Annotated in this window: 27 protein-coding genes; 2 read left to right on the forward strand and 25 right to left on the reverse strand. The window is 73.2% G+C overall.

Going from position 1 to position 26,667, the window contains the following annotated elements; translation table 11 throughout:
* The first annotated feature begins 19 nt into the window (after positions 1–19).
* Complete coding sequence (locus QRT03_RS13985) at positions 20–622, forward strand: cob(I)yrinic acid a,c-diamide adenosyltransferase (RefSeq protein ID WP_286053480.1); 603 nt, start codon at positions 20–22, stop codon at positions 620–622.
* Here the strand turns inward: QRT03_RS13985 and QRT03_RS13990 are convergent.
* The 20 genes from QRT03_RS13990 to rpmE form a co-directional block, all read right to left on the reverse strand.
* Positions 604–1,491: a hypothetical protein gene (locus QRT03_RS13990; protein ID WP_286053481.1), complete on the reverse strand. Its 888-nt coding sequence runs from the start codon at positions 1,489–1,491 to the stop codon at positions 604–606. The two genes, QRT03_RS13985 and QRT03_RS13990, sit on opposite strands and share 19 nt — an antisense overlap.
* 85 nt (positions 1,492–1,576) lie before the next feature.
* Positions 1,577–2,041, reverse strand: a complete 465-nt coding sequence (locus QRT03_RS13995) for a DUF2550 domain-containing protein (protein ID WP_286053482.1) — start codon at positions 2,039–2,041, stop codon at positions 1,577–1,579.
* 39 nt (positions 2,042–2,080) lie between these two features.
* Entirely contained in the window at positions 2,081–2,485 is a 405-nt protein-coding gene (locus QRT03_RS14000) for a F0F1 ATP synthase subunit epsilon (RefSeq protein ID WP_286053483.1), read from the reverse strand.
* Positions 2,486–2,487: 2 nt separating this feature from the next.
* Positions 2,488–3,942, reverse strand: a complete 1,455-nt coding sequence (atpD, locus tag QRT03_RS14005) for a F0F1 ATP synthase subunit beta (protein ID WP_286053484.1) — start codon at positions 3,940–3,942, stop codon at positions 2,488–2,490.
* A 34-nt stretch (positions 3,943–3,976) separates the two neighbouring features.
* Positions 3,977–4,999, reverse strand: coding sequence for a F0F1 ATP synthase subunit gamma (locus QRT03_RS14010; RefSeq protein WP_286053485.1), 1,023 nt, complete (start codon positions 4,997–4,999; stop codon positions 3,977–3,979).
* 9 nt (positions 5,000–5,008) lie between these two features.
* The gene (gene atpA, locus QRT03_RS14015; RefSeq protein WP_345783252.1) at positions 5,009–6,682 is read right to left on the reverse strand and encodes a F0F1 ATP synthase subunit alpha; all 1,674 of its coding nucleotides are present in this window, start codon (positions 6,680–6,682) and stop codon (positions 5,009–5,011) included.
* 62 nt (positions 6,683–6,744) lie between these two features.
* The gene (locus tag QRT03_RS14020; protein WP_286053486.1) at positions 6,745–7,593 is read right to left on the reverse strand and encodes a F0F1 ATP synthase subunit delta; all 849 of its coding nucleotides are present in this window, start codon (positions 7,591–7,593) and stop codon (positions 6,745–6,747) included.
* On the reverse strand, positions 7,590–8,162 hold the full coding sequence (atpF, locus tag QRT03_RS14025) for a F0F1 ATP synthase subunit B (protein ID WP_286053487.1): 573 nt from the start codon (positions 8,160–8,162) through the stop codon (positions 7,590–7,592). Before atpF ends, QRT03_RS14020 begins: the two co-directional genes overlap by 4 nt.
* 50 nt (positions 8,163–8,212) lie before the next feature.
* Positions 8,213–8,422, reverse strand: coding sequence for an ATP synthase F0 subunit C (gene atpE / locus QRT03_RS14030; RefSeq protein WP_018335035.1), 210 nt, complete (start codon positions 8,420–8,422; stop codon positions 8,213–8,215).
* A gap of 50 nt (positions 8,423–8,472) precedes the next feature.
* Positions 8,473–9,294 carry a F0F1 ATP synthase subunit A gene (gene atpB, locus QRT03_RS14035; RefSeq protein ID WP_286053488.1) on the reverse strand — a complete coding sequence of 274 codons (822 nt, stop codon included), beginning with the start codon at positions 9,292–9,294 and terminating at the stop codon, positions 8,473–8,475.
* A 404-nt stretch (positions 9,295–9,698) separates the two neighbouring features.
* Positions 9,699–10,154, reverse strand: a complete 456-nt coding sequence (locus tag QRT03_RS14040; protein ID WP_286053489.1) for a Cg1360 family ATP-synthase-associated protein — start codon at positions 10,152–10,154, stop codon at positions 9,699–9,701.
* Positions 10,155–10,201: 47 nt separating this feature from the next.
* Positions 10,202–11,359 (reverse strand): glycosyltransferase family 4 protein, encoded by a 1,158-nt coding sequence (locus QRT03_RS14045; RefSeq protein ID WP_286053490.1) that lies wholly within the window; start codon positions 11,357–11,359, stop codon positions 10,202–10,204.
* A gap of 14 nt (positions 11,360–11,373) precedes the next feature.
* Positions 11,374–12,669: a serine hydroxymethyltransferase gene (locus tag QRT03_RS14050; protein ID WP_286053491.1), complete on the reverse strand. Its 1,296-nt coding sequence runs from the start codon at positions 12,667–12,669 to the stop codon at positions 11,374–11,376.
* Between the two features lie 83 nt (positions 12,670–12,752).
* Entirely contained in the window at positions 12,753–13,745 is a 993-nt protein-coding gene (tsaD, locus tag QRT03_RS14055; protein ID WP_286053492.1) for a tRNA (adenosine(37)-N6)-threonylcarbamoyltransferase complex transferase subunit TsaD, read from the reverse strand.
* Complete coding sequence (locus QRT03_RS14060; RefSeq protein WP_286053493.1) at positions 13,738–15,024, reverse strand: L-threonylcarbamoyladenylate synthase; 1,287 nt, start codon at positions 15,022–15,024, stop codon at positions 13,738–13,740. Before QRT03_RS14060 ends, tsaD begins: the two co-directional genes overlap by 8 nt.
* Positions 15,021–15,485 carry a tRNA (adenosine(37)-N6)-threonylcarbamoyltransferase complex ATPase subunit type 1 TsaE gene (gene tsaE / locus QRT03_RS14065; protein WP_286053494.1) on the reverse strand — a complete coding sequence of 155 codons (465 nt, stop codon included), beginning with the start codon at positions 15,483–15,485 and terminating at the stop codon, positions 15,021–15,023. The genes QRT03_RS14060 and tsaE overlap by 4 nt, the downstream gene beginning before the upstream one ends.
* Before the next feature lie 23 nt (positions 15,486–15,508).
* Complete coding sequence (locus QRT03_RS14070; RefSeq protein ID WP_286053495.1) at positions 15,509–16,156, reverse strand: L-threonylcarbamoyladenylate synthase; 648 nt, start codon at positions 16,154–16,156, stop codon at positions 15,509–15,511.
* Positions 16,153–17,010 (reverse strand): peptide chain release factor N(5)-glutamine methyltransferase, encoded by an 858-nt coding sequence (gene prmC, locus QRT03_RS14075; RefSeq protein WP_286053496.1) that lies wholly within the window; start codon positions 17,008–17,010, stop codon positions 16,153–16,155. The genes QRT03_RS14070 and prmC overlap by 4 nt, the downstream gene beginning before the upstream one ends.
* A gap of 40 nt (positions 17,011–17,050) precedes the next feature.
* Positions 17,051–18,139 carry a peptide chain release factor 1 gene (prfA, locus tag QRT03_RS14080; RefSeq protein WP_286053497.1) on the reverse strand — a complete coding sequence of 363 codons (1,089 nt, stop codon included), beginning with the start codon at positions 18,137–18,139 and terminating at the stop codon, positions 17,051–17,053.
* 97 nt (positions 18,140–18,236) lie between these two features.
* Positions 18,237–18,455 carry a 50S ribosomal protein L31 gene (gene rpmE / locus QRT03_RS14085; RefSeq protein ID WP_286053498.1) on the reverse strand — a complete coding sequence of 73 codons (219 nt, stop codon included), beginning with the start codon at positions 18,453–18,455 and terminating at the stop codon, positions 18,237–18,239.
* A gap of 164 nt (positions 18,456–18,619) precedes the next feature.
* Here rpmE and QRT03_RS14090 point away from each other — a divergent pair, with 164 nt between their 5' ends.
* Positions 18,620–19,273, forward strand: coding sequence for an ankyrin repeat domain-containing protein (locus tag QRT03_RS14090; RefSeq protein WP_286053499.1), 654 nt, complete (start codon positions 18,620–18,622; stop codon positions 19,271–19,273).
* Between the two features lie 86 nt (positions 19,274–19,359).
* Here the strand turns inward: QRT03_RS14090 and rho are convergent, their stop codons facing one another.
* The 5 genes from rho to lysA form a co-directional block, all read right to left on the reverse strand.
* On the reverse strand, positions 19,360–21,501 hold the full coding sequence (gene rho / locus QRT03_RS14095) for a transcription termination factor Rho (RefSeq protein WP_286054364.1): 2,142 nt from the start codon (positions 21,499–21,501) through the stop codon (positions 19,360–19,362).
* Between the two features lie 406 nt (positions 21,502–21,907).
* On the reverse strand, positions 21,908–22,792 hold the full coding sequence (gene thrB / locus QRT03_RS14100) for a homoserine kinase (protein ID WP_286053500.1): 885 nt from the start codon (positions 22,790–22,792) through the stop codon (positions 21,908–21,910).
* 1 nt (position 22,793) lies between these two features.
* Entirely contained in the window at positions 22,794–23,810 is a 1,017-nt protein-coding gene (thrC, locus tag QRT03_RS14105) for a threonine synthase (RefSeq protein ID WP_286054365.1), read from the reverse strand.
* 56 nt (positions 23,811–23,866) lie between these two features.
* The gene (locus tag QRT03_RS14110) at positions 23,867–25,222 is read right to left on the reverse strand and encodes a homoserine dehydrogenase (RefSeq protein WP_286053501.1); all 1,356 of its coding nucleotides are present in this window, start codon (positions 25,220–25,222) and stop codon (positions 23,867–23,869) included.
* Positions 25,219–26,667 carry a diaminopimelate decarboxylase gene (lysA, locus tag QRT03_RS14115; protein WP_286053502.1) on the reverse strand — a complete coding sequence of 483 codons (1,449 nt, stop codon included), beginning with the start codon at positions 26,665–26,667 and terminating at the stop codon, positions 25,219–25,221. Before lysA ends, QRT03_RS14110 begins: the two co-directional genes overlap by 4 nt.

The following is a 26,667-nucleotide window of genomic DNA, read 5'->3' on the forward strand; positions in this document are numbered from 1 at the left end:
GTCCACCTAGACTCGGCCCATGGCCGTGCACCTGACCCGCATCTACACGCGCACCGGCGACGACGGGACGACCGGCCTGTCCGACTTCTCCCGGGTGCCCAAGACCCACCCGCGCCTCGGGGCCTACGCGGACTCCGAGGAGGCCAACGCCGCGATCGGGGTCGCGCTCGCCGTCGGGAACCTGCCCGAGCGTCTCGTCGGGCCGCTGCGGCAGATCCAGAACGACCTGTTCGACGTCGGGGCCGACCTCGCCACCCCCGTCGTCGAGGACCCGGAGTACCCGCCGTTGCGGGTGACCGAGAGGCAGGTCGAGCGGCTCGAGGGCTGGTGCGACGAGTTCAACGACGAGCTCGAGAAGCTGAACTCGTTCATCCTCCCCGGCGGCACCCCCGGCGCGGCGTACCTGCACGTGGCGCGGGTGGTGTGCCGGCGGGCGGAGCGGAGCACCTGGGCCGTGCTCGAGGCCGACCCGGAGCGCACCGGCCCGCTCCCGGCCCGCTACCTCAACCGGCTCTCCGACCTGCTGTTCATCCTCGGGCGGGTCGCGAACCCGGGCGGGGACGTGCTGTGGCAGCCGGGCGGGCCGGAGGCGCAGCAGGACGCTCAGGGCGCGAACGGGTAGCGGTCGCGCGGCACCTCGGCCATCTTCTCGACGAGCTCGTCGGGGACCTGCGGCCCGAGCCGGTCCAGCGCCTGCAGGGCGGTGCGTGGGAGGGCGACGTCCGCCGACCGCGGCCCGAGGAGCTCCCGGGCCGTCCGCGCCGCCTCCCCCGGCCGCGCGACCCGCTCGGCCCCGACGAGGTACCCGGGGGCCGACGGGACCTGGAGGACCATCGCGCCGGGGTTCGCGCCCGCAGGGGCCAGGACGACGACCGCGATCCCGGCGAGCGCCCGCGCGGCCTGGTGCGCCGCGGTCTCGACCACCCGGAGCGCCGAAGGCGCCGGGTCACGAGGTGACTCGACCACGACGACGGGGACGTCCCGTCCGGCCGGCCGGATCAGGTCCTCGACGGCCGCCGCCGAGGGCAGGCGCAGGATCGAGGCCGGCAGCGGCGTCCCGCCCCGACCGCCGGGCAGGCGGGCGAGCAGCCCGGGGACGAACTCCGGCACCGTCGGGTGGGCCGCGTCGGCGTCGGGAGGGTCCAGGACCTCCACGTCCACGAGGACCCAGGCCTCCACGCCCTCGTCGGTCTGCGGCGCCGGGCCCCGCCAGGCGCGGACCCGGGTCCGGGTCCGGCGGCCGTCGTCGCGGGTGTCGACCACGTCGAGCCGGACCGCGGCCGTGATCTCCGGATCGCGCGGGGCGTCGTGGCGGTCCCGGGCCAGCACGAACCGGCCCCCGTCGCTCGCCCGGACCCGTGCGCCGCGCTCCGGCAGGGAGGACACGTGGCGGCGCCCGATCTCCTCCGCCCAGTCCACGACCCGCAGGTCGGCCAGGTCCACCGCCTCGCGGTGCGCGGTCCCCCAGAGCATGCGCAGCGTCGTCCCCACCCGGACCCCTCTCGTTCCTTCGGGAACGGAAGTATGTCCTGGCGGGTGACGATCGTCACGGGCCGTCAGTAGTCGGACGGAGTTCTCAACTCGCCTGCCGGTACCCGGTGGAGCGGCCGGGTGGCGTCGACTCGAGCCACGACGAGAAGCCGGTCAGCACGTCCCCGCCCATCGCGAGCTCGAAGGTGCCCTCCGAGGTGCGGCAGCGCAGGACGGTCGACCCGGGGGTGTGCAGCTCGGTCGGCCGCGGCGGGCGGCGGTCGGTGATCTCGACGTCGAACCGGTCCAGGACCACGTTCGGGCCCGAGCGCAGGCCGCTGACCCGGTACCAGCGGAACTGGTCGCCGCGGTAGCGGGCGATGCCGGAGTGCCAGCCGCGCTGGTCGTCGGCGGCGGACTCGGCGTCCGCGGGGAGGGCGCTGCGCAGGGCCACGTCCACCCCGCCCCGCCGGAGTTGTTGCAGGCGCCGCAGCGCCACGAGCGCGACCAGGAGCAGGACCGCCGCGACCACGACGAGCACGATCTCGACCCACATCCCGGCGGTCGTCATGCCCCGTGCCTCGGTCGGCCCTGCACCCGCTGCGCGCTCCTACTGCTCGACCGACTCGCCGGCGGCCTGGAGCCGGGCGCGGGCCCGGTCGCGCGCGATGCGCCACTCCTGGTCGTCGGACTCGCCGATGTAGTTCTCGGCCTCCCGGAGATCGTCCTTGGCCTGCGCCACGTCGATCTCCGAGGCCAGCTCGGCGAGCTCCGCGAGGACGGTGACGGACTCCGCGGTCACCGACAGGAACCCGCCGAACGCCGCCACGTGGAACGACTCGCCGTCGGTCGGGTCCACCCGGACCACGCCGCTCTCGCGCAGCTCCGCGATGAGCGGCTCGTGGCCGGGGAGGATCCCGATCGAGCCCTCGACCGTGCGGGCGGAGACGAAGCTGGCCTCACCGGACCAGATCTTCTTCTCCACGCCGACGACGTCGACCTGCATCTCGGCCACGTCTACTCCGAGTACTTCTTGATGTTCGCCTCGACGTCGTCGAGGCCACCGCACATCTGGAAGGCCTGCTCCGGGGCGTTGTCGTACTCGCCCTTCGCGATCTTGTCGAAGGCCTCGACGGTGTCCTTGACGTCCACCGTGGAGCCGGGCTCCCCGGTGAACTGCTCGGCGGCGTACATGTTCTGACCGAGGAAGCGCTCGATGCGACGGGCGCGACCGACGGTGAGCCGGTCCTCCTCGGAGAGCTCGTCGATGCCGAGGATGGCGATGATGTCCTGGAGGTCGTTGTACCGCTGCAGGATGCGGATGACCTCGCGGGCCACGCGGTAGTGCTCCTCGCCGATGTACTGCGCGTCGAGGATCGTCGACGTCGACGTCAGCGGGTCCACCGCGGGGAAGATGCCCTTGGCGAACACGCCACGGGAGAGCTCCGTGGTGGCGTCGAGGTGGGCGAACGTGGTGGCCGGCGCCGGGTCGGTGTAGTCGTCGGCGGGGACGTAGATCGCCTGCATCGAGGTGATCGACCGGCCACGGGTCGAGGTGATGCGCTCCTGGAGCTCACCCATCTCGTCGGCCAGGGTCGGCTGGTAGCCCACCGCCGAGGGCATGCGGCCCAGCAGCGTCGAGACCTCCTGGCCGGCCTGCGTGAACCGGAAGATGTTGTCGATGAACAGCAGGACGTCCTGCTCCTGCACGTCGCGGAAGTACTCCGCCATCGTCAGGGCCGACAGGGCGACGCGCATGCGGGTGCCCGGCGGCTCGTCCATCTGCCCGAAGACGAGGGCGGTGTCCTTGAGGACGTTCGCCTCGTCGAGCTCGACCCAGAGGTCGTTGCCCTCACGGGTGCGCTCGCCGACGCCGGCGAACACCGAGGTGCCACCGAAGTTCCGCGCGATGCGCTGGATCATCTCCTGGATGAGCACGGTCTTGCCGACGCCGGCGCCGCCGAACAGGCCGATCTTGCCGCCCTCGACGTAGGGGGTCAGCAGGTCGACGACCTTGAGGCCCGTCCAGAGCACCGAGGTCTTGCCCTCGAGCTGCTCGAAGGGGGGCGGCGGCCGGTGGATGCCCCAGTGCTCGGCGTCCTCGGCGTAGCCGGGCTGGTCCATGCAGTCGCCGAGGGCGTTGAACAGGTGGCCCTTGACGACGTCACCGACCGGCACCGAGATCGGCTTCGTGGTGTCGTGCACCTCGGAGCCGCGGACGACGCCGTCGGTGGGCTGCATGGAGATCGTGCGCACCTGGTTGTCGCCCAGGTGCTGGGCGACCTCCAGGGTCAGGGTCTTCTCCTCGCCGTTCAGCTCCACCGGGAGCTTGAGGGCGTTGAACAGGTCCGGCACCTCGCCGCGCGGGAACTCCACGTCGACGACGGGGCCCAGGATGCGGGTGATCCGGCCGGTGGCCCCGGACTTCTGCTCGTCGCGGCCGGACTCGGCCGTGGCGGTGGACTGGGTCATGGTCACTCCCAAGGACTCTGAGGCATCTGCTCGCTCACTGGGCGAGCGCGTCGGAGCCACCGACGATCTCGCTGATTTCCTGCGTGATCTGGGCCTGCCGCGCCTGGTTGGACTCGCGGACGAGGTTGTCGACGAGATCGTTGGCGTTATCGGTCGCGGCCTTCATCGCCCGCTGCCGCGCCGCCGACTCGGACGCCGCGGCGTCGAGCAGGGCCGCGAAGACCCGCGCCCGCACGTACTTCGGCAGCAGGCTGTCGAAGAGCACCTCGGGCTCGGGCTCGAAGGCGTACTCCGCCTCCCGCTCGGCGCCCTCGCCGGAGTCGGCCGAGGACGAGCGGCCCTCGTCCTCCGACGACTCCTCGTCCGACTCGAGGTCCAGCGGCGCGACCTGCAGCGAGATCGCGCTCTGGGTCAGCATCGAGCGGAACTGGGTGAAGACGACGTGGATCTCGTCGATGCCCGGAATGCCCTCGGACTCCTTCGGGGCCCGGAACATCGTCTTGCGGTCGGCGCCGGAGTCGGCGTGCTCGTCGTCGTCCCACTCGACCGAGACCTCGTCCTCACCGCCGGCCAGGAAGGCCGCGGTGAGGTGGTCGGCCGCGTGGGCGGCGTTCGCGTAGTCCGGCACCTCGGAGAAGCCGGTGAACTGCCCGGCCATCTCGCGGTTGCGGAACCGGAAGTACGCGGTGCCCTTGCCGCCGATGACGAAGAGCACGGACTCCTTGCCCTCGTCGGACACCCGCCGGACGAGCCGCTCGGTCTCGCGCAGGACGTTGGCGTTGTAGCCGCCGCAGAGCCCGCGGTCGGAGGTCACGACGACGATGCCGACGCGCTTCGGCTCCTCCCGCGGCGTGAGCAACGGGTGGTCGCTCGCGCCGGCCCGCGCCGCGGTCTGCAGCACGTGGGTGAACTCGTCGGCGTAGGGCCGCGACGCCTCGACGCGGGCCTGCGCCTTCGAGATGCGCGACGCCGCGACCATCTCCATCGCCTTGGTGATCTGGGCGATGTTCTTGGTCGACTTGATGCGCCGTCTCAGGACGCGGAGATTGGCTGCCATGCGACGGCCCTAGCTCTCCCGCTCGGAGGACTCGGAGGACTCGGAGGCGTCGGAGGAGTCGGACGAGGACTCGTCCTCGGAGGACTTCTCCTCGGCCGTCGCGAGCTCGCCCGAGCCGCCGTCGTCGGTCGGGTTCTCGCCGTCCCGCGTCTCGAACTGGTTCTTGAACTCGGAGACGGCCTTGTTGAGGCGGTCCTCGTTCTCGTCCGAGAGCTGGCCGGTGTCGCGGATCTCCGCGAGCACCCCGCCGTCGCGGCGGACGTGCTCGAGGAACTCCGACTCGAAGCGCGCGACGTCCTCGACCGGCACCGAGTCGAGGTGACCACGGGTGCCGAGGAAGATGCCGACGACCTCCTCCTCGACCGGGTACGGCTCGCCCTGGCCCTGCTTGAGCAGCTCCATGAGGCGGGCACCACGGTCGAGCTGGGCCTGCGAGGTGGCGTCGAGGTCCGAGCCGAAGGCCGCGAACGACTCCAGCTCGCGGTACTGCGCCAGCTCCACGCGCAGGCGGCCGGCGACCGAGCGCATGGCCTTGATCTGCGCGGAACCACCGACGCGGGACACCGAGTTGCCGACGTTCAGCGCGGGCCGCTGGCCCTGGTTGAACAGGTCGGACTCGAGGAAGCACTGCCCGTCAGTGATCGAGATGACATTCGTGGGGATGTAGGCCGCGATGTCGTTGCCCTTGGTCTCCACGATCGGCAGGCCGGTCAGCGAGCCGCCCCCGAGGTCGTCGGAGAGCTTCGCGCAGCGCTCGAGCAGCCGCGAGTGCAGGTAGAAGACGTCGCCCGGGTAGGCCTCGCGGCCCGGCGGACGGCGCAGCAGCAGCGAGATCGCGCGGTAGGCCTCGGCCTGCTTCGACAGGTCGTCGAAGATGATCAGGCAGTGCTTGCCCTGGTACATCCAGTGCTGGGCGATGGCCGAGCCGGCGTACGGGGCGATGTACTTGAAGCCCGCCGGGTCGGACGCCGGGGCCGCGACGATCGTCGTGTACTCCAGCGCGCCGGCCTCCTCGAGGGCCTGCCGCACACCGGCGATCGTGGTGCCCTTCTGGCCGACCGCGACGTAGACGCAGCGGACCTGCTGCTGCGGGTCGCCGGTCTCCCAGGCCTCGCGCTGGTTGATGATCGTGTCCGTGCAGACCGCGGTCTTGCCGGTCTTGCGGTCACCGATGATCAGCTGGCGCTGGCCGCGGCCGATCGGCGTCATGGCGTCGATCGCCTTGATGCCGGTCTGCAGCGGCTGCTTGACCTCCTTGCGCTGCACGACCGTGGCGGCCTGCAGCTCCATGACCCGGTTCTCCTCGGACTCGATGTCGCCGAGTCCGTCGAGGGGCTGGCCGAGCGGGTTCACCACGCGGCCGAGGAAGGCGTCGCCGACCGGGACGGAGAGGACGCGGCCGGTGCGCGTGACCTGCTGGCCCTCCTCGATGGTCTCGTACTCGCCCAGGATGACGACGCCGATCTCGCGCTCCTCGAGGTTCTGGGCCAGGCCCAGCACGCCCCCGGGGAACTCGAGCAGCTCGTTGGTCATGGTCGAGGGCAGGCCCTCGACGTACGCGATGCCGTCACCCGTCGAGGTGACGATGCCGACCTCCTGACGGGAGGCGTCCGCGGAGTAGGAGGACACGTAGTCCTCGATCGCGCTGCGGACCTCGTCGGAGGAGATGGTCAACTCGGCCATGGTTCCCGCTCTCGCTTGATGTCCTACGTAATGATGTCTACAGGAGGGGTCCGACGCCCGGCTCAGCCGAGCCGTCGGCCCAGGTCGTCGAGGTGCCCCGCGGCGCTGCCGTCGATGACCTCGTCGCCGACCTGGATGACCAGGCCGCCGAGGAGTTCGGGGTCGACCTCCAGGTGCACGGTGATCTCGCGCCCGTAGATGCGCGCGAGGACCCCGGCCAGCCGCTCCTGCTGCTCGGCGGACAGCTCGACCGCCGAGCGCACCGTGGCGACGGACCGCTGGCGCCGGTCGGCGGCCAGCTCGGCCAGCCGCTCCAGCCCCGTGGAGACGTGGTGGGCGAGGGGGTGCGCGACGAGCTGCGCGGCGAGACGGCGCGTGATCGGCTCCGCCTTGTTCTCGAGCAGGTCGTCGAGCACCTTCTGCTTGCCGGCCGGGTCCGCCGTCGGGCTGCCCAGCAGCCGCTCGAGGTCCGGGGCGGCACCGACGATGCGACCGAGGCGGAAGAGCTCGTCCTCCACCGCGTCCAGGCGGCCGTCCGCCTCGGCGGCCGCGAGCAGCGACTCCCGGGCCACGAGCCGCAGGGCGGCGACCAGGTCCGCCGGGTTGGACCACGACGCGGCCACCGCACCCTTGACGACGTCGGCGACCGGGCGGCCGACCTGGTTGTCGAAGATGCGGCCGGCCAGGCCCTCACGGGCGTCCGGGGCGGTCGACGAGTCGGCCAGCGTGCGCCGCAGCACGGCCTCCCGGTCGAGCAGGTCGGACACGGCGTCCAGCTGCTCGGCCGTGGTGACCAGGTCGCCCGAGGACGCGTCGCGCGTGACCTCGTCGAACCGGCGGCGGACACCCTGGAGCGACTCCCGGCTGGTGGCCCGGAAGTCGGCCACCACGCCCGCCGTCGCCGCCGTCATGAGTTCACCCCGTTCGCGGAGCCGTTCGACCGACCGGCCATCGAATCCAGATTGTCCAGGAACGAGTCGACCGAGCGGCCCTTCGCGGTGTCGTCGGACAGCGACGCGGCGACGATGCGCCGCGCCAGCTCGACCGAGCCCGCCCCGACCTCGGAGCGCAGCTCGGAGACCGTGCGCGCCCGCGACGCGTCCACGCTCTGCCGGCCCTGCCCCTTGATGCGCTCGGCCTCCTCGGAGGCGTTGTCCGCGAGGTCGGACTTGATGCGTTCCGCGTCGGCCCGGGCGTCGTCCCGGATCCGCGCGGCCTCGTTGTCGACCTCGGCCAGCCGGGCGCGCGAGCGCTCGAGCTGGCCCTGGGCGTCGTCGTGCTCGGACTGTGCGCGTGCCATCCCGTCGCGAAGCCGGGTCACGTCCTGGTCGTGGGACCGGACGAGCATCGGCCACGCGTACCTGCCGACGATGAACACGAGCACGGAGAACGCGACGAGACCGACGATGATCTCGGCCAGGTGCGGCAGCGCGGCGCCCGGTTCCCCGGCCTCCTGCGCCACCACCTCGATGACGTTCATGTGCTTCCTCCGCCTGTCCGGGAGTCAGCCCGCGGTGCGCGGGGGTCGGCTCACTGGAGGGCGAAGGCGAGGACCAGGCCCAGGATGGCGAGCGCCTCGGAGAGGGCGAAGCCGATGAAGGCGATCGACTGCAGCTGGCCGCGGGCCTCGGGCTGGCGGGCGACGCCGTTGATGAAGGCGGCGAAGACGATGCCGACGCCGATACCCGGGCCGATGGCCGAGAGACCGTAACCGACGACGTTGAGGTTTCCGGAGAGCATTCCAGCGTCCTTTCGCGGTGTGTGACGAAGTTCGGTGGTGTGACCGCGAGCTAGTGCTCGTCGGCCAGGGAGGCGCCGATGTAGGACGCCGTGAGGATCGTGAAGATGTAGGCCTGGATCAGCTGGACGAAGGCCTCGAAGCCGGTGAAGACGATCGCCATGATCGCGGCGAACGGCGAGAGCACCTTCAGCGTGATCGAGTCGGCGATGAGCAGCATGTACTCGGCACCGAAGATGAACACCAGCAGGAGCAGGTGTCCCGCGAACATGTTCCCGAACAACCGGAACGCGAGCGTCACGGGACGCAGGATGAAGTTCGAGAGGAACTCGATCGGGGTCAGGATGATGCGGACCCACCCCGGCACGCCGGGGGGCCAGACCATGAGCTGGACGTAGCCGCCGAACCCCTGCTTGCGGATGCCGACGATGTTGTAGATCAGCCAGGTCAGAATGGCGAGGGCGTACGCCATGCCGGGGTGCGACAACGTCGGGAACTGGATCAGCGGGATGATCCCGAACAGGTTGTTCACCACCAGGAAGGCGAACAGCGCCACCAGGTAGGGCACGTACTTGCGGAACTTCGGCCCGATGTTGTCGCGGGCGATGGAGTCGCGCACCATCACGTGGAACTTCTCGGCCAGCCACTGCGTGCGTCCCGGCAGCAACTGCGCCGAACGCGTCGCGATCGCGAAGAACGCGAGGATCAGCACCACGCTGAAGATCAGCTGGATGACGGGCTTGTCGACGTACTCGAGGACCGGCACCCCCTCGAACATCGGGGGGATGTTGAAGTCCTCACCGCTCGGCGCCTTGAAGCCGGGGGCCGGCGGCTCAGGGGCCTGCGACAGCCACGTCGGCAACGACGAGATCACCCGGGCTCCTTCCGGTCCTGCTGCCCGGTCGTATCACCGGAACGAGGGAGGGATTGGGCCGGACGAGCGTCCGGCGGGACGTAAAGGTAGCGGATGTAGATCAAGGCGAAGGACGCTGCCCCGCCGAGCAACAAGCCGACGAGGAGCACCCAGCGTGTACCCAGAAGCAGGTCGATCCCCCATCCGATCCCCCCGAGGAGGAGGAAACCGGCCAGGAGGTGTGACAGGACGGTCCATCCTTCGGCCACCGGTGGGTGCGCGGGGCCACCCGGGGAGGTGCGACCCGCATCACCGCGGAGGCTGTCCTGCGCCATCGCGCGCACTGTATCAGCACGATCACGACCGTCCACTACGGACTGTCGGAGGTCACACGGAGCACGATCGGGTGCGGAAGCGGACGAACCTCACGAGGCGATCGAGGGGATGCGGGCCCGGGCGAAGGCCACCGTCTCGCCGATGACGAAGGCGAGCGCCACCGGCCCCAGGGCCAGCGCGAACATCCGCGTGTCGACCAGCTCCAGCCGGTCGAACACGATCAGCAGGACCGCGAGCACGGCCAGCTTGGTCACCAGGCTGATCATGGCGACCCCCATGACGACCAGCGGTGCGGTCCGGGCGGTCCAGCGCATCACCAGCGGGCCCAGCGCGCAGACCACCAGGGCGACGGCCGCACCGAGGAGGGTCGTCCCGGCGCCGGACCCGCCGGCGACCAGGGCACCGACGACCACCACGACGACGGCCACCACGACCGCGGGGATGAGGCCGCCGCGGAGCATCGCGGTGCTCACCTCGTGCACCTGGGCGCCGACGGCCTCGGCGAGGCGGTCCTCGGGGGAGGTGGTGGGTGGGGACTCGTCCATGCGTGACTCCGGGTGGTGACGACGGGGGTGCGGGGGTGAACGGCCGGTCAGGCGGCCCGTCGCGCCCGGCGCAGTCGCGGGACCGCCGAGGCGAGCACCGCGACGAGCAGCCCCAGGGCGACCAGCCCGACCACGAGGAAGACGTCGGTGATGAGGGCGAGGGCGACCGCGCCGAACGCGAAGACCCCGGCCCACAGGTAGATCAGCAGGACCGCGCGGCGCTGCGAGTGCCCGATCTCGAGCAGCCGGTGGTGCAGGTGCATCTTGTCCGGCGCGAACGGGCTGCGTCCCGCGCGGGTGCGGCGCACCACCGCGAGCAGCAGGTCGATCAGCGGCACGAGCACCACGGCCGCGACGACGACGATCGGCGCGAGCAGGGCGACCGCGTTGCGCGGCGCGGAGTCGGAGTAGGTGATCCGGCCCGACGCGGTGGTGGTCGCGGCGGCGAGCATCAGGCCGATCAGCATCGAGCCGGAGTCGCCCATGAAGATGCGCGCCGGCTGGAAGTTGTGCGGCAGGAACCCCGCGCAGGCCCCCGCCAGCACCGCGGCGATGAGCGCGGGCGGGTAGGCGGTGACGTCCCCGTCGCGCTGGTCGAGCAGACCCAGCGAGTAGGCGAGCACCGCCACGGACGCGATCAGCCCGATGCCCGCCGCGAGCCCGTCCAGGCCGTCGACGAAGTTGATCGCGTTCACCAGGACCACGGTGAGGAACACCGTGAGGATCACGCCCTGGTCGGGCCCGAGGATGAGCAGCGTGCCCGACCCGCCGTCGGGAACGGGGAGGATGAGCCACTGCACGCCGAGCAGGACCATCACGCCGGCCGAGGTCGCCTGCCCGGCGAGCTTGGTGAGCGCGTCGACCCCGAAGCGGTCGTCGAGCGCGCCGACGAGGCAGATGAGCCCCCCGGCGACGATGACCGCGCGGGTCTCGGAGGAGTAGTCGAAGGCGCGCCGCAGCACCGGGAGCTGCGAGGCCACGAACACCCCGGCGAGGACGCCGACGTACATGGCGACCCCGCCGAGGCGCGGGATGGGCACGGTGTGGACGTCGCGACCGCGCGGGACCGCGATGGCCCCGGCGCGGATCGCGAGGCGCCGAACGACGCCGGTGACCAGGAACGTCACCACCGCCGCGCAGAGCGCCACCAGGAGGTACTCCCGGATCGGCAGCCCCTGCGGGGCGAACGGTGGCGACGGGTCCACGTCGCCAGACTAGGTCAGCCGCGCGGGTAGGCCGGGAAGCGCCCCACCAGCGAGGACACCGCGTCGCGGGTGTCGGCGAGCGTGCGCTTGCCGTCCTCGGTGGTCTCGTCCGCGGTCACCGCGGTGGCGATCAGGCGGGCCACCTCCGGCATCTCGGCCGGCGTCATGCCCTGGGTGGTGATCGACGGGGAGCCCACGCGGATGCCCGAGGCCACCATCGGGGGCTGCGGGTCGTAGGGGATCGCGTTCTTGTTCAGCGTGATCCCGGCCAGCCCGCTGCGGGCCTCGGCCTCCTTGCCGGTGACGCCGAGGGGCTGCAGGTCGAGCAGCGAGAGGTGGGTGTCGGTGCCGCCGGAGATGGCGCGCACGCCGTGCTCGACCAGGCTCGAGGTCAGGGCCTGCGCGTTGTCGATGACGGTGCGGGCGTACTGCTGGTAGTCCGGCGTCGCGGCCTCGGCCAGCGCCACCGCCTTGCCGGCGACCGCGTGCATGAGCGGGCCGCCCTGGAGGAACGGGAACACGGCCTTGTCGAGGGCCTTCGCGTGCTCGGCCTTCGAGACCAGCATGCCGCCGCGCGGCCCGCGCAGGACCTTGTGCGTGGTGAAGGTGACGACGTCGGCGTACGGGACCGGGCTGGGGATCGCCTGCCCGGCGACGAGGCCGATGAAGTGCGCGGCGTCGACCCAGAGGATCGCGCCGACCTCGTCGGCGATCGCCCGGAACTTCTCGAAGTCGATGAGCCGCGGGTAGGCCGTGGCCCCGGCGACGATCATCTTGGGACGGTGCTCCAGGGCGAGGTCGCGCACCTGGTCGTAGTCGATGAGGTGGTCGTCCTCGCGGACGGTGTAGGGCACCGGCTCGAACCACTTGCCCGAGAAGCTGACCTTGGCGCCGTGCGTGAGGTGGCCGCCGTGCGGCAGCGACATCGCGAGCACCTTGTCGCCCGGCTGGCAGAACGCCGCGTAGACCGCCAGGTTCGCGTTCGCGCCGGAGTGCGGCTGCAGGTTCGCGTGCTCGGCGCCGAACAGGGCCTTCGCGCGCTCGATGCCGATCTCCTCGGCGCGGTCGACCACCTCGCAGCCGCCGTAGTAGCGGCGGCCCGGATAGCCCTCGGCGTACTTGTTCGACAGCGTCGAGCCCAGCGCCGCCAGGACGGCGGGACTGGTCAGGTTCTCGCTCGCGATGAGCTGGAGTCCGCCGCGGAGCCGACCGAGCTCGTCGTCGAGGACCTGCGCGATCTCGGGGTCGACGGCGGACAGGGCCTGGTAGTCCGGGCCCCAGAAGTGGTCGGTGCTCGCCACGGTGCTCATACCTCGCTGTAGATCGGTGGAGTCGGACGCCGACCGACGTTACCCGCCGGTCGACGGCCCGGCCGGGGTCTTTGTGTGGCCGGTCACCAGTCCGCGATGGTCAACGACGTGTCCGGTCTCGGACGTTCTCGCAGGCCACGGGCGTGGTAGTCCCACGCCGCCAGCCCGATCATCGCGCCGTTGTCGGTGGACCAGCGCAGCGGCGGGAGGCACAGCGCCACCCCGCTCTCGTCGCACAGCGTGGCCGCGCGCTCCCGCAGCTGCGGGCTCGCGGCCACGCCGCCGACGACGACGAGGCACTCGCTCGGGTACTGCGCGAGCGCGGTCCGGCACTTCGCGAGCAGCACGTCGAGGCACGCCTCGACGAAGCTCGCGGCCACGTTCTCCGGTGGGTGCTCCGGGTTCGCCGCGAGGAACCGCGACACCGCCGACTTGAGCCCGGAGAAGGAGAAGTCGAGCGCGAGGTCCCTGGCCGGGCGCGGGAGGTCGACGTCCGGGGTGCCGGTCCTCGCCAGCCGGTCGATGGCCGGGCCACCCGGGTAGCCGAGGCCCAGCATGCGGGCGACCTTGTCGTAGGCCTCCCCCACCGAGTCGTCGCGGGTCGACCCGACGAGCGTCACGTCGCCGGATTCCTGCACGTGCGCCAGCAGCGTGTGCCCGCCGGACACCAGCAGCAGCATCGCCGGGTACGTGACCCGTCGTTCGTCCAGGTCGGCCGAGCGCAGGTGCCCGCGCAGGTGGTTCACGCCGTACACCGGCAGCCCCCACCCGTCCCCCAGGCCGACCGCGGAGTTCGTCCCGACGACGAGGCTGCCGATCAGGCCGGGGCCGCGGGTCACCCCGATGGCGGTGAGGTCGTCCGGGCGGAGGCCCGCGTCGTCGAGGACCTTGCGCACGGTCGGCAGGATCGCGTCGACGTGCGCGCGGCTCGCCATCTCCGGGTAGACGCCGCCGTAGCGGTCGTGCAGCTCGACCTGGCTCGCGACCGCGGACGCGACGACCGAACCGTCGGGACGGACGATCGCGACGCCGGTGTCGTCGCACGAGGTCTCGATGCCGAGCATCAGGTCAGCCACCGTGCACCACCCTCTCGATCTCGGCCGCCGGGATCGCGCCCTCGCGCTCGATGCGCGGGGTGTCCAGGTGGCAGTTCACGACGGTGGACGGCACCCCCGAGCGGGTGCCCCCGTCCACGACCGCGTCCGGACGCCCGGCGAGCTGGGCGAGGATCGGCTCCGGCGCCTGGTGCGTCACTTCGCCGTGGGCGTTCGCGCTGGTGACGAGCAGGGCGCCGACGTCGGAGAGCAGCGCCCGCAAGTCGGGGTCGGCGGGGACGCGGACACCCACCTCGTCGCGGCCCGCGAGCCACGGCGGTGCGGTGTCGTCGATGCCGAGTGCCACCGTGATCGGCCCCGGGGAGAAGGCGCCGAGCAGGCGGCGGGCGGTGTCGGGGACCTGCACGCCCAGGCTCGGCAGCTCGTCCGGCGTGGCCACCATGATCGGCAGCTCGCGCGTGCGCGGCCGGTCCTTGAGCGCGAACAGCGCGTCGATCGCGTCCCGCCGCGCGGGGTGCACGGCCAGGCCGTAGACGGTGTCGGTCGGCAGCAGGGCCACTCCGCCGGCGAGGAGGGCCTCCCGGGCGGCCGCCCACGCGTCGCCCCGGAACCGCACGCTCGCCTCGGTCAGCGGCGCGGCACTGACCACCGGAGCGTCGTGCTCGCCGCGGCGCAGGGCCCGCACCAGGTCGTCCACGGACGGCGCGTCGATCTCCGCGTCGGTCGCGTCGACGCCGAGCTCGGCCAGCAGGGCGAGCGCCTGCGGCCGTCTCGCGCCGGCAACGCGGACGGGACCAACGGGAACCGTACGAACGGGCCGTTCGTCACCTTCTTCCGTGACGAACGGCCCGTTCGTGGCCCCATCCGCCGTCGGGAAGAGGTCCTTCACGACGACCGCGAGGTCGCCGTGGCGGGTGGCGACCGACCCGTCGGCGCGGGTCAGCGCTGCGTACACCGCGGAGCCGCCGGCCAGGCGCAGAGCCAGCGTCGGCCCGTCGGTCAACAGCGTCAGGGCGTCGAGACCGACCACCGGGATCGCCCGGGCGAAGGCGACCGCGTTGACGTAGGCGATGCCGGCGCGGACCGAGGCGAGGTTGCCGGGGCCGACGTCGACGGCGAGGCGGTCCAGGTCGGCGACGGTGCGCCCGGCGTCCGCGATCACCGAGCCCGCGAGCACCCCGACGTCGACGAACCCGGGGTCGGAGCGGTCGGCCGTGGCCTGCGCGAGCACGGTGTCGTCGTCGAGGAGGGCGACGCCGTAGGTGCGGGAGGAGGTCTCGACGGCGAGCGTGAGGGTCATGCCCGTACCGCCAGGTCGTCCAGGACCGTCGACCAGCGCCCGGCCCCGGACAGCGTGATCGTGCGCGCGGTGTCGCCGGTCTTCGCGAAGGTCAGGTCCAGCGGCTCGGGGAACTCCGAGGAGACGAGCCCCGCCCACTCGATCACCGCGATCACCTCGTCGAGGTACTCGTCGAGCCCGAGGTCGCGGAACTCGGCCAGGTCCTCGAGGCGGTACGTGTCGACGTGCAGCACCCGCAGCCCCGGGGTGTCGTAGAAGTTCGCGAGGGAGAAGGTCGGGCTGGTGACGGCGGCGTCCGACCCCAGGGCCGCGACGAGCGCGCTGGTGAACGTCGTCTTCCCGGCCGCGAGATCACCGGTGAGCAGCAGGGCGTCGCCCGCGCGCAGGTGGGGGGCCAGGTCGCGCGCGAGGCGCGCCGTGTCGTCCGGACCGTGGCTCTCGACCGTCACCCGCTCGTTCATCGCCGTTCCATGATAGGAGCCGTTCACGCCACCGCGGGCTGACGGCCCAGGACCTCCGCGATCTGCGCCGTGGTGACAGTGCCCTCGCGGCGGACGACCGGCTCGGAACCGGTGAGGTCGACGATCGTCGAGCCGGCGTCGGAGGTGAGTTCGCCGCCGTCCAGGTAGACCGACACGAGGTCACCGAGCTGGGAGTACGCGTCGGCGCAGGTGTGTGGCACCGCTCCCCTCCCGGCGGCGTTCGCGCCGGTGATGGCCATCGGCCCGCACTCGCGCAGCAGCTCGAGGGCGACGGGGTGCAGCGGCATGCGCAGGACGACGGTCCCGCGGGTGCGCCCGAGGTCCCAGGCCAGCGAGGGAGCGTGCGGCAGGACGAGGCTCAGACCGCCGGGCCAGAACGCCTCGACGAGATCGCGGGCCGCGGTCGGCACCGCCGTGACCAGCCCGTCGATCGTCGACCAGCTCCCGACCAGCACCGGCACCGGCGTCTCCGCCCCCCGACGCTTCGCCCGGAGCAGCTCGGCCACGGCCGCCTGGTCGAACGCGTCCGCGCCGACGCCGTAGGACGTGTCCGTCGGCACGACGACGAGCCGGCCGCTGCGGACCGCGGACGCGGCGGCCGCCAACCCGGCCGACCGGGTGTCGGGGACGCGGCAGTCGAACGTGGTCACGGCGCCGACCGTAGCGACCGTGTGCCCACCGCCACCCGCGGCCGGCCGGTGAGGTCGATCCGCGTCGCGAGCTCGGTGAACCCTGCTCCCTCGAGGACCGCCAGCACCTCCGGCGCGTGCGACTCGTCGTGCTCCACCGCCAGCCGTCCCCCCGGCCGCAGCAACCGCGCCGCGGTGAGCGCGAGCGGACGGATCACCGCGAGGCCGTCGGGACCGGCGAAGACGGCGTTCGCCGGGTCGTGGTCGACCTCCGCGGACACCGGCGTGCCCTCCGGGACGTACGGCGGGTTCGCGACGACGAGGTCGACCGTGCCGTCGAGCGCGGCGAGCGTCCCCGGCGCGGTCACGTCGCCCTCGTGCAGGCGCACGCGGGCGTCGGCCAGGTTCCGCGCGGCCCACGCCAGGGCCTCCGGATCGACCTCGACCGCGTGCACCTCCGCATCCGGCCGCGCGGTCGCGATCGCGAGCGCCAGCGCGCCGGAGCCGGTGCAGAGGTCGACGACGCGAGGCTCCCCGGTCGCGCGCAGCGCCGCGACGGCCTCCGTCAGCAACAGCTCCGTCTCCGGCCGCGGCACGAACACCCCCGGCCCGACCCCGACCGACACCGGACCGAGCACCGCCGACCCGACCAGGTGCTGCAGGGGCTCCCGCGCCGCGCGCCGGTCCACGAGCTGGTCGAACCGGCGCGACGCCTCGTCGTCCAGGTCGGGCGCCAGCACCAGCCGGGTCCGCGGGATGCCGAGCACGGACGCGGCGAGCAGCTCGGCGTCCACCCGCGGGCTCGCGACGCCGGCCTCGGCCAGCGTCACCGCCGCGGCGGCCACCCGCGTCCGCGTCACCCGGGTCGTTCCCATCGCCGTCATGATGGTCGAGCTCCGCTCCGCTGCGTCTCCGTCATGCCCTGGCCTCCTCGCTCGCCGCCGTCGCCAGGCGCTCGGCGCGGTCCGCGGCACGCAACGCGTCCAGGACCCCACCGAGCTCGCCGTCGAGCACCCGGTCCAGGTCGTGGGACTTGTAGCCGATGCGGTGGTCCGAGATGCGGTTCTCCGGGAAGTTGTAGGTCCGCACGCGCTCGGAGCGGTCCACGGTGCGGACCTGGCTGCGCCGGTCGGCCGACGCCGCCTCGGCCTGCTTCTCGTCCGCGATCGCCTGCAGCCGTGAGCGCAGGACCTCCATCGCGCGGGCCTTGTTCTGCAGCTGTGAGCGCTCGTTCTGGCAGCTCACGACGACGCCGGTGGGCAGGTGGGTGATCCGCACGGCGGAGTCCGTGGTGTTGACGCCCTGCCCGCCCTTGCCCGAGGAGCGGAAGACGTCGATGCGCAGGTCCTTGTCGTCGATCTCGACGTCGGGGGCCTCGTCGGCCTCGGGGTAGACCAGCACCCCGGCGGCGGACGTGTGGATCCGGCCCTGCGACTCCGTGACCGGCACCCGCTGCACGCGGTGCACGCCGCCCTCGTACTTGAACCAGGCCCAGACGCCGTCGGCGTCGTTGCCCGGCGCCGTGACGGTGACCGTGACGTCCTTGAACCCGCCGAGGTCGGACTCGGTCGCGGAGAGCACGTCGACCTTCCACCCCCGCCGCTCGGCGTAGCGCGAGTACATGCGCAGCAGGTCGCCGGCGAACAGCGCGGACTCCTCGCCGCCCTCGCCCGACTTCACCTCGACGACGACGTCGTGCGAGTCCGCCGGGTCGCGCGGCACCAGCAGCTCACCGAGCCGGGCGCGCAGTGACTCGACGGACGCGGCCAGCGTCTCGGCCTCCGTCGCGAACGCGGGGTCCTCACCGGCGAGTTCCCGGGCGTCGGCGAGGTCCGCCTCGGCCCGCTGCAGCTCACCCGCGGTGGTGACGATCGGCGCGAGCTCGGCGTAGCGCCGCCCCAGCCGCCGCGCGAGCGCCTGGTCGGCGTGCACGTCGGGGTCGGCGAGGCGCGCCTCCAGCCCGCTGTGCTCCTCGACCAGCGCCTGCACCGAGTGATCGGCCACCGATGTCATCGTCTCCTCCTGCTCCCCCATGATGCCCCGGACGCACGAACGCCCGCCGTCGTCCGCGGTGGGCGGACGACGGCGGGCGTCGGGAGAGCTACTTGCGGCCGGCGCGCTTGCCGTAGCGGGCCTCGAAGCGGGCCACGCGGCCGCCGGTGTCCAGGATGCGCTGCTTGCCGGTGTAGAACGGGTGGCACGCCGAGCAGGTCTCGACGGTGATGTTCCCGCTCGCCTTGGTGCTGCGCGTGGTGAACGAGCTGCCGCAGCTGCAGAGCACCTGCGTCTCGACGTACTCGGGGTGGATGCCCGACTTCATGTGGCTGGTCCTCTCATCGATGGCCGCCGGGTCCCCGTCTGGTGCATCGGGGTGAACCGGAGGCAGCTGTGCCACCGGGCATTCTCTCAGGAACGCCCGCTGGCTCGTGTAACCGGCCCTGCCCTGCACGCATTCCCGACGGCGGGTGTGGTTCGCTCGCCGTCGTGGACGAGGTCGCGGCGGCGGTTCGGGCGGTCCGCGAGGGCGACCTGGAGGGGCTGCGGGCCCTCCTCGCCGAGCACCCCGGCCTCGCCACCGCCCGCGTCGAGGGGCCCCGCACCCTGCTGCACGTCCTCGCCGACCACCCCGGACACCGGCCGCGCGCGGCCGGGACGGTGACGCTGCTCGTCGGGGCGGGCGCGGACGTGGACGCCCGCTTCTCCGGGCCGCACGTCGAGACCCCGCTGCACTGGGCCGCGAGCAACGACGACGTGGCCACGATCGACGCGCTGCTCGATGCCGGGGCGTGGATCGACGCACCCGGCGCGGTGCTCGGGGGCGGCTCCCCGCTGGCGGACGCCTGCGGGTTCGGCCAGTGGCGGGCTGCCGCCCGGCTCGTGGAACGCGGCGCGACCCTCACCCTCGAACAGGCGGCCGCCCTGGGTCGCGACGACGACGTGGCCCGGCTCACCGGGTCCGGCGATCTGGACGTCGCGTTCTGGTACGCCTGCCACGGCGGCCGGCTCGCGACGGCGCAGGGGCTGGCCGCGCGGGGCGCGGACCCGCACGCGCGGATGCCGTGGGAGCCCGCGACACCGCTGGAGGCCGCGGAGCAGGCGGGCGCCGACGACGTCGTGGGGTGGCTGCGGGGCCGCTGAGCGCGCCCCCGGCAACGCACGAACGGGCCGCTCGTCACCGAAGAAGGTGATGAACGGCCCGTTCGTACGGTTCCGACGGGGGTCGACTACTCGTCGTCCTTGCTCGGCATCGTCTTCGCGACCGACATGAGGAACTCGATGTTGGTGCGCGTCTTGCGGAGCCGGTCGAGGATGAGCTCGATGGCCTGCTGCGAGTCCAGCGCCGCCAGCACCCGGCGCAGCTTGTGCGTCACGGCCCGCTCGTCGGGCGAGAGGAGCAGCTCCTCCTTGCGCGTCGACGAGGCGTCCGGGTCGATCGCCGGGAAGATGCGCTTGTCGGCGAGCTTGCGGTCGAGCTTGAGCTCGGCGTTGCCGGTGCCCTTGAACTCCTCGAAGATCACCGTGTCCATCGTCGAGCCGGTCTCGACCAGCGCCGTCGCGAAGATGGTCAGCGACCCGCCGTCCTCGATGTTGCGCGCCGCGCCGAGGAACCGCTTCGGCGGGTAGAGCGCGGTCGAGTCGACACCGCCGGACAGGATGCGGCCCGACGCCGGCGCGGCCAGGTTGTACGCCCGGCCGAGACGGGTGATCGAGTCGAGCAGCACGACGACGTCGTGACCCTGCTCCACCAGGCGCTTCGCCCGCTCGATCGACAGCTCGGCGACCGAGGTGTGGTCCGACGGCGGCCGGTCGAAGGTCGAGGCGATGACCTCGCCCTTCACCGTGCGCTGCATGTCGGTGACCTCCTCCGGCCGCTCGTCGACGAGCACGACCATGAGGTGGACCTCGGGGTTGTTCGTGGTGATCGCGTTGGCGATCGCCTGCAGCACCATCGTCTTGCCGGCCTTGGGCGGCGACACGATGAGTGCGCGCTGCCCCTTGCCGACCGGCATGACCAGGTCGATCACGCGGGTCGAGAGCAGGTGCGGCTCGGTCTCGAGGCGCAGCCGCTCGTTGGGGTAGAGCGGGGTGAGCTTGGTGAACTCGGGGCGACGCCGCGCCTGCTCCGGGTCGAGCCCGTTGATCGAGTCGACGCGCACCAGCGGGTTGAACTTCTGCCGGTTCTGCTCGTTCTCGCGCTGCTGGCGGACCTGGCCGGTGACGGCGTCGCCGCGGCGCAGGCCGTGCTTGCGCACCAGCGACAGCGAGACGTAGACGTCGTTCGGGCCGGCCATGTAGCCCGACGTGCGGACGAACGCGTAGTTGTCCAGCACGTCGAGGATGCCGGCGACCGGGATGAGGACGTCGTCGTCGCGGACCTCGGGCTCGCGGGTGTCCTGCCCGCCGCCCTGGTTGCCGGTGCCGCCGCGCTCGTTGCGGTTGCGGCGACGGTCGCGGAACCGGCGCCCGCGCCGGCGGCCGCCGCCGTCCTCGTCGTCCTCGTCGTCGTCCGGGCGCTGCTGCTGGCCCTGGTTCTGGCCGCCCTGCTGCTGGCCCTGGTTCCGGTCGCCCTGCGGCTGACCCTGGTTCCGATCGCGCTGCCGGTCGTCCCGCTGGCCCTGGCCGTTGTTGCGGCGACGACCACCGCGGTCACCGTCGGAGTCCTGGTCGGACTCGGGGTCGCCGTCGCGGTCCTGGTCCTGGCGCTGGTCCTGGCGCTGGTCCTGGCGCTGGTCCTGGCGCTGGCGCCGGTTGCGGCCGCCCTCCTCGCGGGGCGTCTCGGGCGCCTCCGCGGGTGCGGTGGCCTCGGGCGCGGACCCGCGGTTCGAGCTGCCGGCGTCGGCGGCCGGGGCCTCGGCGGCGAAGGGCGTCTCGGCGGCAGGAGCATCGGACACGTCCGCCACGGCGGGCGTCGCGTCCGTGCCGGTCGCGTCGGCGGTGGTGTCCGTGCCGCCCGCGGCCGGACCGGCGTCGCGACGGGCGCTGCGCCGACGACGGGCGGGCCGCTCGGGCGCGGCCTCCTCGGCGGAGGTCTGCTCGGCGGGCGCCTGCTCGACCGGCGCCTGCTCGGGCGGGGTCGCCACGGCCGCGTCCGCGTCGGCGTCGGTCGCCGCGGTGACGGCGTCGGCCGTGCTCTGCTCGGCGTCCGGGGTGACGGACTTCCGCCGGCTCGCGCGGCGGCGGGCGGGCTTCTCCTCCGCGGCGGGCGCCTCGGCGGCGGCCTCCTCGGCCGGGCCCTCGCCCAGCGGCAGCTGGGCCGCACCCGACTGCCGCTTCTTGATCTCCTCGATGAGGTCCCCACGGCGCATGCCCGTGGTGTCGGTGACGCCGAGCGTCCCGGCGAGCTCGCGCAGCTCGGCGAGCACCATCCCGGACACACCTCCACGGCGACGGCGTTCGGTGCCGGCGGAGGCGGCGTCGGGGGTGATGACGTCGGTTTCGGTCACGCAGGTCCTTCCTGACCGGCCGGGGAATCCGCTCCCGGGCCAGCGGACGTGTCGCGCGCGTTGTCTTGGGCGCGCGGATCCACTGCAACGTCGCGTCGCGGGGGCTGACTGTGGATGGATCGGCGTCCCGGGAGCAGGCACGTTGCGGAACATCAATGAGGCAACGACCGGGCAGGAACCCTCGGAGGACCGGAGCGGGGAAGACCGTCCCGGGATCCCCGGGGCGTGGCACCGGCGTGGATCACGCTGGTCGCTGTCGGTGCTCAGATTAGCCCCACCGGCACACGGGAGCAACAACCGGGTGGCGCCCCGCCGTGTCGGACGGCGTTCAGCTCGTGACCACCGCGCCCACGGTGTCGATCGGCAGCCCCACGATCTCGAAACCGCTGGTCGGGAGGTCGTCGGGCAGCGCCTCACCGGTCGTCAGCGCGAGGACCGTCGGGCCGGCACCGGAGACGACGGCGGCGACGCCCGCGTCGCGGAGGGCGTCGACGAGCGCGGCGGTCGCCGGGTAGGCGGGGCGTCGGTAGGGCTGGTGGAGCCGGTCCTCGGTGGCGGGGAGGAGCAGCTCCGGCGCCCGGGTGAGTGCGTGCACCACGAGCGCCGACCGCGCGGCCGTGAACGCCGCGTCGGCGTGCGGCACCCGGTCGGGCAGCAGGCCGCGCGTCGCCTCGGTGGAGCTGGAGTGCTCGGAGACGAACGCGACCGGCACGACGTCGGGGTGCGGTTCGAGGTGCGCGGCCCGGAACGAGCCCCCCGTGCACCACGTCACCACCAGGCCGCCGTACAGACAGGCGGCGACGTTGTCCGCGTGCCCGTCGAAGCGGGCCGCCAGGTCGAGCACCGCCTCGTCGTCGGGAGCCTCTCCCGGGCCGAGCAGTGCGCGCGCCGCGACGATCCCGGCGACGGCGGCCGAGGCCGAGGACCCGAGACCACGGCTGTGCGGGATGACGTTGTGGCAGGTCAAATGCAGCGCCGGGCGTTCGACGCCCGCGAGCTCGTAGGTCGCGCAGGCCGCCTTGAGCACGAGGTGCCGCTCGTCGCGCGGGACCCGGCCCGCGCCCTCGCCGTGCACCTCGACCACGCTCGGCCCGCCGTCGAGCTCGGCCAGCTCGATCTCGTCGTGCAGTCCCAGCGCGAGCCCGAGGGTGTCGAACCCCGGCCCGAGGTTCGCCGAGGTCGCGGGGACCCGGACGCGGACGCTCTGCCCCACCTCAGCCCAGCCCGAGCGCGTCGGCGACCGCGTCCACCCGCTCCGGGACGACGACGGGTTCGGGAACGTCGGCGAGCGCGGTCCCCGGGTCCTTGAGCCCGTGGCCGGTCACCGTGCACACGACCAGCCGGCCCGGGCTCAGCTCGCCGGCCGCGGCCCGCGCGAGCAGGCCCGCCACCGACGCCGCGGACGCGGGCTCGACGAACACGCCCTCCCGGGCCGCGAGCAACCGGTAGGCCGCGAGGATCGCGTCGTCGTCCACCGCGGTGATCCGCCCGCCGGACTCGTCGCGCGCGGCGATCGCCCCGTGCCAGGAGGCGGGCGACCCGATGCGGATCGCAGTCGCGATCGTCTCCGGCTGGCTCACCGGCGCCCCCGAGACCAGCGGCGAGGCGCCCTCGGCCTGCACACCGTGCATCTCGGGCGTGGTCTCGACGACGCCGTCGCGGAGGTACTCGGTGTAGCCGCGCCAGTAGGCGGTGATGTTGCCGGCGTTGCCGACCGGCAGGACGTGCAGGTCGGGCGCACGGCCCAGCTGGTCGCAGATCTCGAACGACGCGGTCTTCTGGCCCTCGATGCGCGCCGGGTTCACGCTGTTGACCAGCGCGATCGGGTGCTCCTCGGCCGCCTTGCGGGCGAGCTCCAGGCAGGCGTCGAAGTTGCCCTCGAGCTGCAGGATGCGGGCCCCGTGCGCCGTGGCCTGGGCGAGCTTGCCCAGCGCGATCTTGCCCTGCGGGACGAGCACCGCGCAGGTCATGTCGGTGCGCGCGGCGTACGCGGCGGCCGAGGCCGAGGTGTTGCCGGTGGAGGCGCAGATGACGGCCTTCGCGCCGCCCGCCGCCGCCTCGGTCATCGCGACCGTCATCCCGCGGTCCTTGAACGACCCGGTCGGGTTCGCACCCTCGATCTTGAGGTGCACCTCGCAGCCGGTCAGCGACGACAGGTGCGGCGCCGGCAGCAGCGGCGTGCCGCCCTCGCGCAGGGTGACGACGTCCCAGCCGTCCTTCACGTGCGGCATCCGGTCCCGGTAGGCGCGGATGATGCCGGGCCACTCGACGCGGGTACCGAGCAGGCTCACTGGGCTCCTCCGAGAGCGCTCACGGGACGACCGAGGTCCTCGACGCGCAGGATGCTGGCGACCCCGCGGACGGCCTCGAGCCCGGACAGGGCTTCCACGGTGGCCTGCAGGGCCGCGTCGGAGGCCTCGTGGGTCACGACGACCAGTGTGGCGGGCGAGGCGTCCCCGTCGCCATGACCCTCGTCATCGCCGCCGCGACCCTCCTGCTTCACCGTGGCGATCGAGACGTCGTGCGCAGCGAACACCGAGGCGACCGCCGCGAGCACCCCGGCACGGTCGTGCACGTCCACGTTGACGTGGTACCGGGTCCGGACCTCTCCCATCGGCTGGATCGGCAGGTGCGCGTACGCCGAGTCGCGCGGCCCGCGGCCGCCGATCACCCGGTTCCGCGCGGCGGCGACGAGATCGCCCAGCACCGCGCTCGCGGTCTGCGGACCCCCGGCGCCCTGGCCGTAGAACATCAGCGCGCCGGCCGCGTCCGCCTCGACGAAGACGGCGTTGAACGCCCCGGACACCGAGGCGAGCGGGTGGGACTTCGGGATCATCGCCGGGTACACCCGGGCCGAGACGGCCGGACCGTCCGCGGTGTCGACCTGCTCACAGATCGCCAGCAGCTTGACGCTGCACCCGAGCGCGCGGGCCGAGGCGATGTCGGTGGCCGTGACGTCGCGGATGCCCTCGCGGTGCACGTCCGCGGCGGTGACGCGGGTGTGGAAGGCGAGGCTCGCGAGGATGGCGGCCTTGGACGCGGCGTCGTAGCCGTCGACGTCGGCGGTGGGATCGGCCTCGGCGTAGCCCAGGCGACCGGCCTCCTCCAGCGCGTCGGCGTAGCCCGCGCCGGTCGACTCCATGGCCGAGAGGATGAAGTTCGTGGTGCCGTTGACGATGCCGGCGACGCGACGGATGCGGTCACCCGCGAGCGACTGCTGGATCGGGCGCAGCAGCGGGATCGCCCCCGCGACGGAGGCCTCGTAGTAGAGGTCGGCGCCGGACTCGCGCGCGGCGGCGGCCAGCGCCTCGCCCTCCTCGGCGAGCAGTGCCTTGTTGGCGCTCACCACCGAGCGGCCGTTCTTCAGCGCGTCGAGGAGGAGGTCGCGGGCCGGCTCGATGCCGCCCATCAGCTCGACGACGACGTCGACGTCCGGCCGGGCGACGAGCGCGGCCGGGTCCGTCGTCAGGAGCTCGGCGGGCACCTCGGGGTGGCGCTGGGGACGCCGGACGGCGATCCCGGCCAGTTCCACCGGCGCACCGACGCGGGCCGCGAGCTCCTCGGCCTGCTCGTCGAGCAGCCGCACCACCTGCGAGCCGACGACCCCGCAGCCGAGCAGGGCGACCTTGATCGAATCGCTCACAGCACCTCCAGGCGCGCCAGGTCGTCCAGGGTCTCGCGGCGCAGCATCGTCCGGTCCGCGCCGTCGCGGACGGCGACCACGGCCGGTCGCGGCACCTTGTTGTACGCGCTCGCCATCGCGTAGCAGTAGGCCCCGGTCGCGCCGACGGCGAGCAGGTCGCCCGGGGCGAGGTCGGCCGGCAGCCAGCAGTCGCGGACCACCACGTCGCCGGACTCGCAGTGCTTCCCGACCACCCGGCACAGCGTCGGGACGTCGCCGTCCGGGTTGCCGGCGCCGGTCACCGACGACCGGGAGACCAGCCGGCAGTCGTACGCGGCGTCGTAGAGCGCGGTGCGGATGTTGTCGCTCATCCCGCCGTCGACCGAGACGTAGCGGCGGCGCGCCCCGCCGCCGAGCTCGACGTCCTTGATCGTGCCGACCGTGTACAGCGTGACCGTGCCGGGCCCGGCGATCGCCCGGCCGGGTTCGACCGCGATCCGGGGCACGGGGATGCCGGCCCGCTCACACTCACGGCCGACGATCGCGTGCAGCTCCGACGCCAGCCACGACGCGGAGCGCGGCTGGTCGGCGGTGGTGTAGGCGATGCCCATGCCCCCGCCGAGGTCGATCAGCGCGCTCGCCGCGTCGGCCAGGTCGCCGTGCTCGGTGCGGATGTCCGCCAGCAGGCCCACGACCCGTCGGGCCGCCAGCTCGAACCCGCCGGCGTCGAAGATCTGCGAGCCGATGTGCGAGTGCAGACCAACCAGGCGCAGGCCGCGCGACTTCAGCACCCGCCGGACCGCCTCGGCGGCGTCCCCGCCGGCCAGGGAGAAGCCGAACTTCTGGTCCTCGTGGGCGGTTGCGATGAACTCGTGGGTGTGCGCCTCGACCCCGACGGTCACGCGCACCATCACGTCCGCGGTGAGGTCCCGACGACGGGCGAGGTCGTCCAGGCGGGCGATCTCGGCGAACGAGTCCACCACGACGCGCCCGACCCCGGCCTCCAGCGCCGCGTCGAGCTCGCGCAGGGACTTGTTGTTGCCGTGCATCGTGATCCGCTCGACCGGGAAGTCGGCCCGCAGCGCCGTCGCGAGCTCGCCCTCGCTGCAGACATCCAGGCCCAGGCCCTCGTCGGCCACCCAGCGGGCGACCTCGGTGCACAGGAACGCCTTCGCCGCGTAGTGCACGAGGGCCGGGTCGCCGTAGGCCTGCGCGTGGTCGCGGCAGCGCGACCGGAAGTCGGCCTCGTCCACGACGAACAGCGGCGTGCCGTGCCGCTCGGCCAGGTCGCGGACGTCGGCCCCGGCGAGCCGGACGACGCCGTCGTCGTGCCGGGCCGCGTGCCGGGGCCACACCGCGGGCGGGAGCGCGTCGAGCGCCGCGCCGTCGCGCGGGATCGGGCCCGGGGTGTCGTGGGCGGGCAGGACGTCGGCGTGCCGGGGCCCGGCGGGGTGGGCGCGGGTCAT

The organism is Actinomycetospora termitidis (genome assembly GCF_030286555.1).
Taxonomy (GTDB): domain Bacteria; phylum Actinomycetota; class Actinomycetes; order Mycobacteriales; family Pseudonocardiaceae; genus Actinomycetospora; species Actinomycetospora termitidis.

Bases quoted from the DNA above. Each gene is read 5' to 3' on its own strand.
- QRT03_RS13985 (WP_286053480.1), top strand. From the start codon at position 20: ATGGCCGTGCACCTGACCCGCATCTACACGCGCACCGGCGACGACGGG.
- QRT03_RS13995 (WP_286053482.1), bottom strand. From the start codon at position 2,041: ATGACGACCGCCGGGATGTGGGTCGAGATCGTGCTCGTCGTGGTCGCG.
- atpD (WP_286053484.1), bottom strand. From the start codon at position 3,942: ATGACCCAGTCCACCGCCACGGCCGAGTCCGGCCGCGACGAGCAGAAG.
- QRT03_RS14010 (WP_286053485.1), bottom strand. From the start codon at position 4,999: ATGGCAGCCAATCTCCGCGTCCTGAGACGGCGCATCAAGTCGACCAAG.
- atpA (WP_345783252.1), bottom strand. From the start codon at position 6,682: ATGGCCGAGTTGACCATCTCCTCCGACGAGGTCCGCAGCGCGATCGAG.
- QRT03_RS14020 (WP_286053486.1), bottom strand. From the start codon at position 7,593: ATGACGGCGGCGACGGCGGGCGTGGTGGCCGACTTCCGGGCCACCAGC.
- atpF (WP_286053487.1), bottom strand. From the start codon at position 8,162: ATGAACGTCATCGAGGTGGTGGCGCAGGAGGCCGGGGAACCGGGCGCC.
- atpE (WP_018335035.1), bottom strand. From the start codon at position 8,422: ATGCTCTCCGGAAACCTCAACGTCGTCGGTTACGGTCTCTCGGCCATC.
- QRT03_RS14040 (WP_286053489.1), bottom strand. From the start codon at position 10,154: ATGGACGAGTCCCCACCCACCACCTCCCCCGAGGACCGCCTCGCCGAG.
- QRT03_RS14050 (WP_286053491.1), bottom strand. From the start codon at position 12,669: ATGAGCACCGTGGCGAGCACCGACCACTTCTGGGGCCCGGACTACCAG.
- QRT03_RS14060 (WP_286053493.1), bottom strand. From the start codon at position 15,024: ATGACCCTCACGCTCGCCGTCGAGACCTCCTCCCGCACCTACGGCGTC.
- tsaE (WP_286053494.1), bottom strand. From the start codon at position 15,485: ATGAACGAGCGGGTGACGGTCGAGAGCCACGGTCCGGACGACACGGCG.
- prmC (WP_286053496.1), bottom strand. From the start codon at position 17,010: ATGGGAACGACCCGGGTGACGCGGACGCGGGTGGCCGCCGCGGCGGTG.
- rpmE (WP_286053498.1), bottom strand. From the start codon at position 18,455: ATGAAGTCGGGCATCCACCCCGAGTACGTCGAGACGCAGGTGCTCTGC.
- rho (WP_286054364.1), bottom strand. From the start codon at position 21,501: ATGGTGCTCGCCGAGCTGCGCGAGCTCGCCGGGACGCTCGGCGTCACC.
- thrC (WP_286054365.1), bottom strand. From the start codon at position 23,810: ATGCCGCACGTGAAGGACGGCTGGGACGTCGTCACCCTGCGCGAGGGC.
- lysA (WP_286053502.1), bottom strand. From the start codon at position 26,667: ATGACCCGCGCCCACCCCGCCGGGCCCCGGCACGCCGACGTCCTGCCC.